Raw genomic sequence first — 13,848 nt, forward strand, 5'->3', positions numbered from 1 at the left:
TGGTTCGCGAAAATAACGAAATCAGGTTGTTTGACTGTTATTATTGAATTTTAAAGCAGTTAATAGTAAGCTCGCCCTTCTGATTCCTGAATGAATGACGAATCGCAAAATCGGCCGGGTCGTTCTATTCTAAAATAGGAACGACTATACCTGAGAGTAAGCAATACTTCTTTGAAGGAATGATTATTCGGAAAGTTGAATTTCAAAAACTGCCGGCCACAGTTTTCCAGTAATGATCATTTTATTTGATGCAGGATCCCAGGCAATTCCATTAAGTACTGCGCCACTGTCGGCTACGGTTCCCGGTTTGGTAAGATAGGAGAGATCGTCTTTTGTATTTTTCTGTAGGATACTATCAAGGTTAATTCTTCCTACCACAATGCCGGATGCCGGATCAATTTTCATTATAAAATCAGTTCCCCACCTGTTGGCATAGATAAAACCATTAATGAATTCCAGCTCATTCACATTATTCACGGGACCATAATGATCTCTGACTCCAATTACTTTCATCAGCTTCATATCCGCGGGACGAACAACATAAATTTTATCCGAGCCGTCGCTTATATACAGATTCGTTCCATCATTGGTTATTCCCCAACCTTCGCTTGACCAGCTTCTTTTATCTACTAGTGTAAAATCATCGGGCTTATATACCAGGATCTGTTTATTCTGATAAGTAAGCTGATATAAAGTATCGTTCAGCACGGTGATACCTTCGGCAAAAATGCTGTCGGGTATTTTTTTCGATCTGAGAATTTTCCCTGATTTGTAATCTACATATCTCAGACTAGAGCGACCGGTCAGCCCGGTGCTCTCGAGCATTTTGCCTTTATACAATTCAAAGCCCTGTGTGAAAGCAGAAGTATCATGAGGAAAAACTCCAACGACAGTATAACCAATGTTTTTTGGCTCAGCTACGCCACTTGCATTCGGTACTACATCTGCCGGTTTAGATTCGTTACCACCGCAGCTGCTGATAGAACTAAGAAGGATCGGGAATGATAACAGGAGGAACAGTCTCATATAAAATAGATCAAATTTAAAACTTAGAAATCCAATCAGAAAATCAAACTATTTTTTATCTAAACTTTTGCTTTTCAACCTGTTGAGAAAATTGCTGGAGTATTGTGAATTAAAACATTGAATACCACTTGCAAATGCCGGAATTAAATATTTTATTTGTGTTGCTTATCACTTCTGACAACCAGATCAATTCTTCATTTACCGGATCTATCCGGTTGATCGGACGTGTAGTTGAAATCCCCTCTATCCGAATTCCGATCCAATCTTATCAATTACTACACCACCTTTGATTAATACTTTGATACGCCAGTCGTAACAATCGGAATTTCCAATCCTGTTGATCATTCCTCCATTACCTCTTTGAAGGACCTCATACTTACCTAAATCTGTAACACATGAGGACTTTAGCCATATTGCTTTCAGCAATGCTGATCGCTATTCAGATGCCTGCCCAGGAACGTTGCCAGTCTGCAACATACCAGGAAAAAATCCGCATGCAACATCCCGGGATCGCTTCGGAGCTTTCACGCATTCAAACGAAATCGAAATCATTACAGGATCAGTTACGTACTTCATCATTTATGATGCGTACCGTTAATTCATGGGATACGATTTATATCCCCGTAGTTGTTCATGTTGTGTACAGCGATGACGCGGGAAATATTTCTGACGACCAGATCCAATCACAGATTGATATTCTCAATGCGGATTTCAATAAGACAAACAGTGATTTTGCAAAAGTGCCGAACGTATTTGTAAACCGTGCCGGTGAAGCAAGAATACATTTCCAGCTGGCAACTGCTGATCCGGAAGGCAGAGCTACTACAGGAATAATCCGAAAGAAAAGCGGAAGGATGATGTGGTTAGACGATGATCTGGTGAAGTACGACGGACATGGTGGAAGCACAGCATGGGATTCCAAAAGCTATCTCAATATTTGGGTCGCCAACCTGAGTGGCGGATTGCTTGGCTATGCATCATTTCCTGGCGGCCTCGCTGAAAAAGATGGAGTAGTAATCAGGCCGAATGTCTTTGGAAGCCGGGGTAAATTAATGCCTACTTTTAATAAAGGAAGAACAGCATCACATGAAGTCGGTCACTGGCTGAATCTGAAACATCTTTGGGGTGATATTACCTGCGGAGATGATGATGTTTTTGATACTCCCAAGCAGCGTTCGCACAATACCGGTTGCCCGTCATTTCCCAGGATTAATGCAGGTTGTGATAATGGTGCAAATGGTGATATGTTCATGAACTTTATGGATTTCACCAATGACGCCTGTATGGGAATGTTTACCATCGGCCAGGTCTTCATGATGCGTTCGATGTTTGAAGAAGATATGCCGCGCAACGCAATGCTGGAATCCCGTGGACTCGACAAACCATGGAACCTGACTCCATCGCCAACAACTTCTTCTGAATTTTCAGGTAAAATGAAGGTTTATCCAAACCCTGTTTCAAGTTCTTCCCTGACACTTACTACAACAAACGATGAAAACTGGGTTGGAAAATACTTTTTCATTTTTAATCAGTCAGGCCAGATGGTAATGTCCGGAAAACTGAATCTGAGACAACATTCAATTAATGTATCAAAACTTTCTGGCGGTGTATACTATATACGGGTTGGAAGTGATTCAGAAAACCTCTCTACACGTTTTGTTAAACAATAGTTATAAAGGCAAATACTGAGCACGATTTTTTCGCAGGCAGCATCTGATTAACTTTTTAAAATGCTGTAAATCAGTTCGAAATCTGTTATTTGACACAAGGTTTCCCGGAGATAAGGATTAAACTTTTCATTCAGAATTTCGTCTGTATAAGAATTAGTCTTGTCCGTGCGTTCTGTATCGGATCCAAACCTGTAAAATCATGAAAATGAAACAAATTCTCGGTATTAGCCTTTTATTAGCTTCCTTCTCTTTTCAGCCTGCTTCGGCCCAGATACTTAAAAAATTAGGTGGTAAAAGCAGCGACTCAACTAAATCAGAAGGCAATTCAATCTTGAATAATGTAATAAATACCGGGAGTAAAACAGGTTTGTCAACTGACGAGATTGCATCCGGGTTAAAAGAGGCTTTGTCGAAAGGGGCAGAAATTGGTGCTGGAAAGTTGTCCGCTCTGGATGGTTATTTTGGAAACGCAGCCATCAAAATCCTGATGCCGGAAGAAGCAAAAAAAGTGGAACAGAAACTCAGAAGTTTCGGCATGGGAAAACAGGTAGACCAGGCAATTTTATCCATGAACCGTGCTGCAGAGGATGCTGCAAAATCTGCAGCGCCAATCTTTGTAAACGCCATCAAACAGATGAGCATACAGGATGCAATGGGGATTCTTAAAGGCGGTGATTATGCGGCTACAAATTATCTGAAAGGAAAAACAACAACTGCATTAACCGAAGCATTCCGTCCTGTGATTGAAAATTCACTGGAAAAAGTCGACGCTACAAAATACTGGAACGCGGTTTTTACAGCCTATAATCAATTCAGTAAGGAAAAAGTGAATCCGGATCTTGTGTCTTTTGTTACTGAGAAAGCATTGGCCGGAATTTTCTTCCAGGTCGGTGAAGAAGAAAAACTGATTCGTAAAGATCCTGTTGCAAGAACAACCGAATTGCTGAAAAAGGTATTCAGCAGCTCAAATCAATAATTCGAATTTGTCTAATAAGAAAGCCGGACGATTATTGTCCGGCTTTCTTATTTATTTTGAAGGAGCTTATTTTTAAACACAGATTCTCTCTCCTGCCTCCATTCTCCATACTCCTGCCTAAATATCAGTTGCTTCGCCATACGCCACTGCAACAGCTTCTTTCACTGCTTCACTCATCGTTGGATGGGGATGTATCGCTCCAAGAATTTCGTGGTAAGTCGTTTCCAGCTTTCTTGCTGCAACAACTTCTGCTATTAATTCTGTTACTCCCTGGCCAATCATATGGGCACCGAGAAATTCGCCGTACTTGGCATCGAAAATAACTTTTACGAAACCATCGGTATTACCAGCAGCACTTGCTTTACCGCTCGCGATGAAAGGGAACTTACCCACCTTAACTTCATAACCTGCATCTTTCGCCGCTTTCTCAGTGTAGCCAACAGAAGCGATTTCAGGTGAACAGTAAGTGCAACCCGGGATATTGTTATAATCTATCGGCTCTGGTTTATGCGGGAATTTCTTTTCCAGGTAGGCGATGTTTTCTGCAACGGTAATACCTTCTTTACTTGCGACGTGCGCCAGCGCCTGGCCAGGTGCAGCATCACCAATGGCATAGATTCCTGCAACATTGGTTGCACCGCTTTTGTCAACAGAGATCTTTCCTTTTTCAGTTTTGATCCCCAGTTCTTCCAGTCCGATACCTTCAATGTTGGCAGCAATACCAACAGCACTCAAAAGAACATCAGCCTCAATAACAGATTCCCCGGAAGCCGATTTGATCGTTGCTTTTACACCATTCCCCGTTGTATCTACTTTGGTAACCTCACTATTTGTGAGCACTGTAATTCCTTTTTTCTTCAATTGTTTTTCGAGCTCTTTGCTGATCTCTTCGTCTTCCACCGGAACTACACGGGGCATGAATTCCACTACAGTAACCTGAGTTCCAAGGGTATGATAGAAATCTGCAAACTCAACTCCAATTGCTCCACTTCCCACAACGATCATTGATTTTGGCTGTGTCGGCAGAACCATCGCTTCGCGATAGCCGATGATCTTTTTACCATCAATCGGCATGGAAGGCAACTGGCGGCTGCGTGCTCCGGTTGCCAGTATGATATATTTTCCTTCCAAAGTTTGTTTATTACCATCGGCTCCAGTCACCTCAATTTTACCTTTGCCCACAAGCTTGCCAAATCCCATGATCACATCAATCTTATTCTTCTTCATCAGGAACTGGATGCCACGACTCATCTTATCTGCAACGCCACGACTTCTCTTAATCACGGCCGGAAAATCAACCGCAGGCTCGGCAGCATTGATGCCATAGCTTGCACTATGCTTCAGATAATCGAATACCTGGGCACTCTTTAATAAAGCTTTGGTGGGAATACAACCCCAATTGAGGCAAATACCGCCAAGACTTTCCTTTTCAATAATTGCAACCTTAAATCCTAACTGTGACGCCCGGATAGCTGCCGGGTATCCACCGGGTCCGCTACCAAGAACGATAACATCGTATGCCATAAATCTTGCTGATTAATTGTTGAAAGATGAGCGCGAAATTAACTGCAAAAGATCAAAGACATTCGTTTTATTTTTGACCTCTATTGCTGTTTACCAATTCATGTACCAATGATTTTCAGCTGAAAATCTGTCATAAAATCATTTGGGAGTTTGAAATAATATTGCGACCTTTGCACTCCCTAAAAATTCAGATCATGGCCAGAGTATGTCAGGTAACGGGTAAAAAGCCAATCACGGGACATCGTGTATCGCATTCCAATATTAAAACCAAGCGCAGGTTTTTGCCCAATTTGCAGACGAAGAGATATTTTCTTGCTGAAGAAGACAAGTGGGTAACACTGAAACTATCTTCAGAAGCTATCCGTACAATCAACAAGAAAGGTCTGTACAATGTGGTAAAAGAAATGCGTGCTGAAGGCGTGCATATCTAAAATAAAATCTGTTAAATTCATTAATAATGGCAAAGAAAGGTTCACGTGTGCAGGTGATTCTGGAATGTACTGAGCATAAAACTTCAGGACAGCCAGGTACCAGCAGGTACGTATCAACAAAGAACAAGAAGAATACTCCGGAACGCCTGGAGTTGAAGAAGTACAATCCGATATTGAAAAAATATACTGTTCACAAGGAAATTAAATAGTCATGGCAAAAGCAGCAAAAACGGCCATTAAGACCAAAGATCAGAAAGCAGCAGCCGAAGCAAAAAACTACTCAAAGGTGATCAAGGCTGTACGCAGTCCTAAAACCGGTGCGTATACTTTCAAAGAATCTATTGTTCATAAAGACAAGATTAAGGAATACCTGGCCTCTTAATTAAGGCTGGGGGAAAATGAACGTCGAGCTGTTCCGGAATTCATCGGAACGGCTTTTGTTTTTATCTGAACCAAATGAGCCAAAGCCTGGTTATTGAGAAAGCAGGACCTGCCGATGCAACATTGATCATGGATGTTGCAAGAAAAACTTTTGTTGAAACCTATGCTGAACTGGGCATCCGGAACAATATGGGAAAATACATGGAAGAGTATTTTACGGAGGAAAAAATTGCTGAAGAATTAGCCGACAAGGATCTGCATTTTTATATCGCACGCTTTGAAGGGAATCCCATAGGATTTACCAAACTCAGAAACGATCGTATGCCGAGGGGCATCAGCGGACTAAAATGCCTTGAAATCGAGCGAATTTATATCCTCAAGGAATACCAGGGAAATAGCGTCGGAAGAGAATTGATGAATGTGATTAAGCAGATGGCCAGGAAAAGCAAATACCAGGTGATCTGGTTGCAGATCTGGCAAAAAAATACAAAAGCAGTACAGTTTTACCGAAAGTCAGGATTTGTTATTTATGAAACCACGCTGTTCGATTTTTATGGCGAAATTCATAATGATTATTTGCTCAGGTATGACTTGTATTTATAATTAAGATTATGGGTCTGTTCGACAAGTTATTTGGAAAAAAGGAAAAGGAGAGCCTGGATAAAGGACTTGAAAAAACCAAAGAAAATTTTCTTTCCAGGATTACAAAGGCGATCGCGGGAAAAAGTACTGTTGATGAAGACGTGCTTGATGACCTGGAAGAAGCCCTTGTAAGTGCAGATGTTGGAATTGACACGACAATCCAGATTATTGAGCGAATTGAAAAGCGCGTCGCTCAGGATAAATACCTGAATACCAGTGAGCTTAATAAAATACTTCAAGAAGAGATTGAAAATCTTCTGGTTGATGCACCAGAGAAGTCCTACCAGGACTTTAATACTCCAACCGGCAAAAAACCCTACGTCATACTGGTGGTTGGTGTAAACGGCGTCGGTAAAACAACAACCATTGGGAAGCTGGCAAACAATTTCAGGAAGGCAGGGAAGCAGGTTTTATTAGGAGCTGCTGATACTTTCAGAGCCGCTGCAGTTGATCAACTGACCATATGGAGTGAACGTGCAGCAGTTCCCATCGTGAAAAAAGAAATGGGTAGTGATCCCGCTTCCGTTGCTTTTGATACGGTCAATAGTGCGGTTGCAAGAGATATTGATGTTGTATTGATAGATACCGCCGGCCGTCTGCATAACAAGGCGCACCTGATGGAGGAACTGGCAAAAATTAAAAGAGTAATTCAGAAGGTAATACCAGACGCCCCTCATGAAATCTTGTTGGTTCTTGACGGATCCACAGGGCAAAATGCTTTGGAACAGGCCCGGCATTTTACCGCAACCACTGATGTGACAGCTTTGGCAATTACAAAACTGGATGGAACGGCAAAAGGTGGAATTGTACTCGCTATCGCAAATCAGTTTAAAATTCCCGTGAAATTTGTAGGTGTTGGTGAGAAAATGGACGACTTACTCGTATTTGATAAGAAAGAATTTGTAGACAGCTTGTTTAATTTAAACGACAGGCAATAGAAGTGATAGTTAGAGAATAGAATTTAGAAACTTTCTTAAACCTATTACTAGTCATATAAAAATTAACAGCCCCCTGGGAACAGAGGGCTGTTTCTGAAGTTGATTGACACCTAACCCACCATATATCATATGATCCCGGACAAGCCAATAATGACATCCGGGCATGGGTTTAAATTTTAGATACGGACAAAAATTTATAAGGAGCTAAATAATTCCCTCTGTGTAGTTTGCTGTGGTAAGCGGAGACAATCAGATCGTGGACGGGATTCGAAATACCAATACGATTAATAAGCCTAACTGCACTTCACCAAAACACACTATAGATTTTTGTCTTGTATGTAAAGTTATTGATAATCATTTGGAATATCAATGCATAACACTTTCGCGAAATGTTAAAATTTGGCGGAATTGATGAACTGTTCCGTTATTCTTTACATAAATCTTTAAACAGCCTCGTAAATTTTGCGTAAAAAGCAGAATTTTGCCGCTTGTTTCATCCTTTGTTCAAATTTCTATATTAAATATTTTGATATTTCTAAATTATTGAAAATCACAGATAAGAAATGAAGACCCGGACGATAAAGAAAGATAAAGTGAGCATAATTACTTTGGGATGCAGCAAGAACCTCGTCGACAGCGAAGTAATGAGTGGCCAACTCCGGGCTAATGATATTGATGTTGTTCACGAAAACAAAAAGTTGGATCATAACATCGTAATTGTAAACACCTGTGGTTTTATTGATAAAGCCAAAGACGAAAGTATTCAGACGATACTGGAACAAGTGGAACTAAAGAAGAGAGGAAGACTTGAAAAAGTGTATGTAACGGGTTGCCTTAGCGAACGATACAAAGCCAACCTTGAAAATGAGATTCCCGAAGTGGATGCTTATTTCGGTACCATGGAATTACCATTGATCCTGAAACAATTTGATGCAGATTACAAAGCGGAATTGGTTGGAGAAAGATTGCTGAGTACCCCTCGTCATTATGCTTACATGAAAATCAGCGAGGGTTGCAACAGGACGTGCAGCTTCTGCGCAATTCCATTAATGCGCGGAAAACATGTCAGTCGCTCGCAGGAAGAACTGGTTGCTGAAGCGAAGCGATTGGTAAAATCCGGTGTTAAGGAGATCATGCTGATCGCACAGGAACTCACGTATTATGGTCTCGATATTTACCGGAAAAGAGCGCTTCCTGATTTATTAAATGCACTTGCTAATATCGAAGGATTGCATTGGATCCGATTGCATTACGCATATCCTTCTAAATTTCCACTTGAGATTATCGATGTAATGAAAGAGCGGGAAAATATCTGCAACTATCTTGACATGCCTCTGCAACATGCAAGCAACAAAATGCTGCAGGCAATGAAAAGGCAGATAACGCGCGAAGAAATGGAAGAACTGATTGGAGAGATCAGGAATCGTATACCGGAGATCTGTTTGCGAACAACATTGATCGCTGGTTTTCCCGGTGAGGACCTTTCAGACATTGAAGAGCTGAAAACATTCCTCCGCAAGATGAGGTTCGACCGTGTTGGTGTTTTTACCTATTCTCATGAAGATGATACATCCGCTTTTACACTACCTGATTTATTGACACAGGAAGAAAAAGAAGAGCGCGCGCAGGAAATCATGGATGTGCAGCAGGATATCAGTTATGAGAAAAACCTGGAAAAAATAGGCAGAACATTCAAAGTACTTATCGATAGAAAAGAAGCCGGAAGATATCTTGGAAGGACAGAAATGGATAGTGTTGAAGTTGATAATGAAGTTATAATTTCTTCTAAAAAGCTTTTACCTGTCGGTGAATTTGTAAACGTGAAAATTACCAGGGCATTCGATCACGATCTTGAAGGTGAAGTCGTGTGATTAATATCTTCCGATTTATCGTCAACGTTAGACTGTGACGATACATTAGCTCTCGTTAATATTTTGACAATTAAAACAGGGAAGGCAATTTTTTTGCGACATTAGCCGAAATTTTTTCCTGGTGGACTGTACGGTTACCCAAATCCCTTACCGCGACACATTTCAGTTTTCGGATCTCGTTTTAGATTACCTGGATAATAAGCCGGAGCTCAGAACTTTTTTTGAGCATAGCGTTGATATCAGTGGCATAAAAAACGCCATCAGGGAAAGGCAGCAATTTGGCACCGACAGGAAACTGATTTCGGAAATCTTCCGCGAGCAATACTCAAAATACACTACGACTGAATTGCAGACGGTGAATATCAGTTTTCTCGAAAAGGAAAATTGCTTTACAATCTGTACAGCCCATCAGCCGAATATTTTCACTGGCTATTTGTATTCCATTTACAAAACAGCACACGTCATCCGTATTGCTGCTGATCTTTCCAAAGAGTTTCCTGAATTTCATTTTGTACCTGTATTTTATATCGGAAGTGAAGACAATGATCTTGAAGAGTTAGGACAGATCAATGTCAATGGTGTAAAATATCGCTGGAACACGGAACAGCGTGGTGCAGTTGGCAGGATGAAAGTAGATAAAGATCTGCTGAAGATCCGAGATGAGATTCTGAGACAGATGGCTTCCTATCCTTTCGGATCAGACCTGATTTCTATTATCAAAGACGCATATGCAGAAGGTAAAACTATCGCGGAGGCTACTACTATTTTATTGAATCATCTGTTTGGAAATCACGGGTTACTTGTATTGCAGCCGGATGATGCAAGGTTGAAGGCGAAGATGGTGGATATATTTAGAGACGATCTTTTCAAACACACCGCAAATCAGCTACTGGAAAATTCAAATAAAGAGTTAGGGAAACAATATAAGATCCAGGTAAATCCCCGGGAGATTAATCTTTTCTTTCTTGAAGACGATAAAAGGGATCGATTGACTGAAAAAGGGGAGAGGTATTGTGTCGATGGATCAGACCGTGAATTTTCAACCGATGAAATCGACCGGTTGATCTCGCAAGAGCCGGGAAAGTTCAGTCCAAATGTTGTGCTTCGTGGAATTTACCAGGAGATCATACTTCCGAACATTTTGTTTGTCGGCGGTGGTTCAGAGATTGCATATTGGCTGGAACTTAAACCTTTGTTTAAGCATTATCATGTTCCTTATCCGGTTATCGTTTTGCGAAACAGTTTCCTGGTGCTCTCAAAAGAGCAACAGCATAAAGTTAATAAGCTGGGTTGGGAAATTTCGGATCTGTTTAAGCCCGATCTGGATCTGATGAATGGTTATGTAAAAAAACATTCTACCAAAAAATTATCGCTCGAAGAAGAGATATCTAAACTTCATTCTCTTTACGAACAGGTTAAAAGTGCTGCGGGAGAAGTTGACGCTACATTATTGCAACATGTCGCCGCTCTCGAACACCGGGCGATTAAAGAGCTGAGGAACCTCGAGAAAAAGTTATTGCGAGCGGAAAAAAGAAATTATGAAACGCAGCAACGTCAGCTTCAAAAAATCAAAGAAGAACTTTTCCCTAAGAACGGGTTACAGGAAAGGGTTGACAATTTTATGCCCTGGTTTGGAATGTACGGACAGGCTTTTATCGACCAGGTAGTTCAGTGTTCTTCAGCATTTGATCAGGCGTTTGGAATACTTTGCCTTGATTAAATTTAATATTTAATAGCCACCACTACCTTTCTGAAGATCATTCAATTGTAACTCGCCCGAGATGACTTTTGCTGCTTCGCTGAGCATCGTTTCTGTTGCAGTTGCACCGATCCTTGTTGCCCCACACTCGATGATATAAAGCATGTCAGCAAGTGTACGAATTCCACCTGCCGCCTTTACGCCAACGTTTGGCGAGGAGTATTTTCTCATCAATCGAACGTCATCCGGAGTAGCTCCTTTTGTGGCAAAATGTCCGTCCGCGTTTTTCACATAGCCATATCCTGTACTGGTCTTTACAAAAGCAACGCCAGCATCACTGGAGATTTTGCAAAGTTTGATTTTATGCTTTTCCTGCAAATAATCGATTTCAAAAATCACTTTGATTATGGCTCCTCTCCCTGTTGCGGCCGCCTGAATGGCTTGTATTTCCGCACTCACATAGTCCCATTCTTCACCCAGTACTTTGCCAATATTCACGACCATATCAATTTCAGTGGCGCCTTCTTCGCACGCTTTAATTGTTTCCTCAACCTTTATCGACGTAAGGTTACTTCCATGCGGAAATCCTACAACCGTACATACAAGAACACCACTGCCAGCCAGCCATTCAGCTGCTTTTTCCACAGCATATGGTTTGATACATACTGAAGCGGTTTTTGCTTTTGCTGCTATTGCGCAACCTTTTTCAAGGTCGGCCGAGGTCATGGTGGGATGCAAAAGCGAATGATCGATCATTCCCGCTAACTGAGCAACCGTATATTTCATTGCAGAATATTGATCATTGATCAAAATAATTGGGCCAGTTTTTATCTTTCAAAACAGAAGCTTTCTTCAAAACTTCTTTCTCCATTCCGGTTTTAAAAGTTTTCATTTTTGCGGCCAGCTTATCATCGCTTAGCGCAAGAATTGATGCAGCGAGTATCCCTGCATTTTTAGATGCATTTACCGCAACAGTTGCCACAGGAATTCCATTTGGCATTTGCAAAATCGAAAGCAGTGAGTCCCACCCGTCAAGGGAATTTGACGATTTTACCGGAACTCCAATTACCGGTAAAGTAGTAAGGGAGGCAACCATTCCTGGTAAGTGTGCCGCTCCTCCTGCTCCCGCGATTATCACTTTGATCCCCCTGTCCGCAGCTTTGCTGGCATATTCTACCATCCGGGCGGGTGTTCTATGTGCGGAAACAACTGTAAGTTCAAAGGGGATATCAAAATTTTTAAGCTCGGTTGCTGCAGGTTCCATTACAGGTAAATCGCTGTCGCTTCCCATAATAATTCCAACCACTGGTTGAATTTCTGCGTTTTTCTTTTTTGTCGCCACGAATATTAAAGCCGTTTATTTTTTATTTGGAACCAGGATCAGAAACAATTGTCTTACCATCGCCGGCTTTCAAAAGTCTCTTAATCTTGCTTGCCTGGTGCAATAACTCCTGCCTTTCTTTACTGATGACTGTCACATGCCCCATTTTCCGACCAGGTTTAGTTTCTGCCTTTCCATAGAGATGAATAAAAGCATTATCGATCTGCAAAACTTCTTCGAGGCCGCTATAAACTACGGGTCCTTTAGCATCCGGCTCACCAACGATGTTCACCATGACAGAAGGAAGAATTGCATCCGGATTTCCCATGGGCAGATTCAATACAATTCTCCAAAGCATATCAAATTGCGAACTGTAATGTGCCTCAATGGTATGATGCCCGCTGTTGTGAACTCTGGGTGCAGTTTCATTCACCAGCACATTTCCTTCCCTGTCAATAAACATTTCGATCGCAAAAAAGCCTGGTGATTGAAGTTGCCTGACTACAGAAAGCGCGATTGCTTCCGCTTTCCACATGGCCTTCTCTGAAATATCCGCAGGGCAAAGCTGGAAATCCAGCTGGTTCAAGTATTTGTCAAAAACCATTTCAACCGGTGGATAAATCACTGTTTCTCCTTTGGAATTCATTCCCACCAGCATCGCGATCTCTTTCTGCAAATCAACTTTTTTCTCCAGGATTGCCGGTTCATTAAAACCAAGATTCAGTTCTTCTTTTTTATTCAGAACCTGAACGCCACGACCATCATAACCTCCTGTTGATAATTTATGAACTGCAGGAAGAAAAGCTTGATACTCTGCGAGTTCTTCCAGGTTTTGAGTGACTACATATTCAGGTGTCGGAATGCTGTTGGCCTGATAAAATTGTTTCTGAACAATCTTATCCCTGATAATTCTCAAAGCAGCCGGAGCGGGAAAAATTTTCAATCCCTCCGCCTCTAATGTTTCAAGCGCTTCAATATTTACATTCTCTATTTCAATTGTGAGAACATCCAGGTTTTTACCAAAAGCATAAACATCATCATAAGAACGAATACTCCCCAGCACAAAATGATTGCAAAGGTGTGCAGCGGGGCAATGCGGATCGTTTTCCAGTACCCAGGTTTCCACCGGATAATTTGCTGCCTGCTGTAATAACATACGTCCCAACTGACCGCCACCTAAAATTCCGGCTTTCGTCATATATTCTTTTTTCCGGGCGTGAAGATAGTAAACAGCCGCAACTTCAGCTTTTGTTTCGCAGTTTGAAATGCTATCTTTGTTATCCCTTGGTACCTGACTATCCATATAAAATATTTGAAGACAAGCGTGGAGGATATTTTCTGCTCATGGAATCCCTCGCGATGGCCAGCT

General features: G+C 41.5%; 14 protein-coding genes. 9 read left to right on the forward strand and 5 right to left on the reverse strand.

The genetic code is table 11. From position 1 onward, the window contains the following. Positions 1-183 precede the first annotated feature (183 nt). The gene (locus tag P2W82_RS02410; protein WP_336514238.1) at positions 184-1,026 is read right to left on the reverse strand and encodes a glutaminyl-peptide cyclotransferase; all 843 of its coding nucleotides are present in this window, start codon (positions 1,024-1,026) and stop codon (positions 184-186) included. A gap of 395 nt (positions 1,027-1,421) precedes the next feature. Here P2W82_RS02410 and P2W82_RS02415 point away from each other — a divergent pair, with 395 nt between their 5' ends. Both P2W82_RS02415 and P2W82_RS02420 read left to right on the forward strand, forming a co-directional pair. Further along, positions 1,422-2,696: a M43 family zinc metalloprotease gene (locus P2W82_RS02415; protein WP_336514239.1), complete on the forward strand. Its 1,275-nt coding sequence runs from the start codon at positions 1,422-1,424 to the stop codon at positions 2,694-2,696. A gap of 205 nt (positions 2,697-2,901) precedes the next feature. Next, positions 2,902-3,672 carry a DUF4197 domain-containing protein gene (locus P2W82_RS02420; protein ID WP_336514240.1) on the forward strand — a complete coding sequence of 257 codons (771 nt, stop codon included), beginning with the start codon at positions 2,902-2,904 and terminating at the stop codon, positions 3,670-3,672. A gap of 117 nt (positions 3,673-3,789) precedes the next feature. Here P2W82_RS02420 and lpdA read toward each other — a convergent pair whose 3' ends face one another. Further along, positions 3,790-5,196, reverse strand: a complete 1,407-nt coding sequence (gene lpdA, locus P2W82_RS02425) for a dihydrolipoyl dehydrogenase (RefSeq protein WP_336514241.1) — start codon at positions 5,194-5,196, stop codon at positions 3,790-3,792. A 194-nt stretch (positions 5,197-5,390) separates the two neighbouring features. On the opposite strand from lpdA, the gene rpmB reads away from it, so the two are divergent. The 7 genes from rpmB to bshC all read left to right on the forward strand — a co-directional run bounded on the left by rpmB (position 5,391) and on the right by bshC (position 11,179). Beyond that, positions 5,391-5,627, forward strand: a complete 237-nt coding sequence (rpmB, locus tag P2W82_RS02430) for a 50S ribosomal protein L28 (protein WP_336514242.1) — start codon at positions 5,391-5,393, stop codon at positions 5,625-5,627. 26 nt (positions 5,628-5,653) lie between these two features. After that, positions 5,654-5,836, forward strand: coding sequence for a 50S ribosomal protein L33 (gene rpmG / locus P2W82_RS02435; protein ID WP_336514243.1), 183 nt, complete (start codon positions 5,654-5,656; stop codon positions 5,834-5,836). Between the two features lie 2 nt (positions 5,837-5,838). Next, positions 5,839-6,009 carry a DUF4295 family protein gene (locus P2W82_RS02440; RefSeq protein ID WP_336514244.1) on the forward strand — a complete coding sequence of 57 codons (171 nt, stop codon included), beginning with the start codon at positions 5,839-5,841 and terminating at the stop codon, positions 6,007-6,009. Positions 6,010-6,083: 74 nt separating this feature from the next. After that, positions 6,084-6,611 carry a GNAT family N-acetyltransferase gene (locus P2W82_RS02445; protein WP_336514245.1) on the forward strand — a complete coding sequence of 176 codons (528 nt, stop codon included), beginning with the start codon at positions 6,084-6,086 and terminating at the stop codon, positions 6,609-6,611. Between the two features lie 8 nt (positions 6,612-6,619). After that, complete coding sequence (ftsY, locus tag P2W82_RS02450) at positions 6,620-7,588, forward strand: signal recognition particle-docking protein FtsY (RefSeq protein WP_336514246.1); 969 nt, start codon at positions 6,620-6,622, stop codon at positions 7,586-7,588. A gap of 563 nt (positions 7,589-8,151) precedes the next feature. Continuing rightward, complete coding sequence (rimO, locus tag P2W82_RS02455) at positions 8,152-9,459, forward strand: 30S ribosomal protein S12 methylthiotransferase RimO (protein WP_336514247.1); 1,308 nt, start codon at positions 8,152-8,154, stop codon at positions 9,457-9,459. 121 nt (positions 9,460-9,580) lie between these two features. Then, positions 9,581-11,179, forward strand: coding sequence for a bacillithiol biosynthesis cysteine-adding enzyme BshC (gene bshC, locus P2W82_RS02460; protein ID WP_336514248.1), 1,599 nt, complete (start codon positions 9,581-9,583; stop codon positions 11,177-11,179). Between the two features lie 9 nt (positions 11,180-11,188). Here bshC and deoC read toward each other — a convergent pair whose 3' ends face one another. From deoC to P2W82_RS02475, 3 genes are read right to left on the reverse strand one after another with little or no spacing between them, the layout of a single operon-like run. After that, a complete protein-coding gene (deoC, locus tag P2W82_RS02465; protein ID WP_336514249.1) occupies positions 11,189-11,944 on the reverse strand; it encodes a deoxyribose-phosphate aldolase in 756 nt (251 codons plus the stop codon). A gap of 13 nt (positions 11,945-11,957) precedes the next feature. Continuing rightward, positions 11,958-12,500, reverse strand: coding sequence for a 5-(carboxyamino)imidazole ribonucleotide mutase (gene purE, locus P2W82_RS02470; protein ID WP_336514250.1), 543 nt, complete (start codon positions 12,498-12,500; stop codon positions 11,958-11,960). 22 nt (positions 12,501-12,522) lie between these two features. Then, on the reverse strand, positions 12,523-13,782 hold the full coding sequence (locus P2W82_RS02475; RefSeq protein ID WP_336514251.1) for a 5-(carboxyamino)imidazole ribonucleotide synthase: 1,260 nt from the start codon (positions 13,780-13,782) through the stop codon (positions 12,523-12,525). Positions 13,783-13,848: the final 66 nt, after the last annotated feature.

The organism is Pollutibacter soli, assembly GCA_029269725.1.
In the GTDB taxonomy this organism is placed as follows: Bacteria; Bacteroidota; Bacteroidia; order Chitinophagales; family Chitinophagaceae; genus Pollutibacter; species Pollutibacter soli.